Source organism: Paenalicyclobacillus cellulosilyticus (genome assembly GCF_014647315.1).
In the GTDB taxonomy this organism is placed as follows: domain Bacteria; phylum Bacillota; class Bacilli; order Alicyclobacillales; family Alicyclobacillaceae; genus Alicyclobacillus_J; species Alicyclobacillus_J cellulosilyticus.
Map to the genome: position 1 here is coordinate 365 of NZ_BMOY01000118.1, position 261 is coordinate 625.

1 protein-coding gene is annotated in these 261 nt (G+C 43.3%); it reads left to right on the forward strand.

All coding sequences use genetic code 11. The features are described 5' to 3' along the window. Positions 1 to 261: ParA family protein (locus IEX97_RS13705; RefSeq protein WP_229776930.1), on the forward strand; the 261-nt coding region annotated here is incomplete at both ends.

The following is a 261-nucleotide window of genomic DNA, read 5'->3' on the forward strand; positions in this document are numbered from 1 at the left end:
CAAATTGATGGAAGTGTTCGCGCGAGAAGTTCGTTTGAAAAACGCACTGTCGACAGTTCGCGATAACTATGATTTCATCTTTATTGATTGTCCTCCTTCTCTAAACCTTCTTACAATCAATGCTATGGCTGCAGCCGACTCTGTGCTGGTGCCGATGCAATGTGAATACTTTGCGTTAGAAGGTTTAACTGCTCTTATGGATACGATCAGCAAGTTAGCGGCTGTGGTAAACGAAAACCTCAAGATTGAAGGTTTACTGCG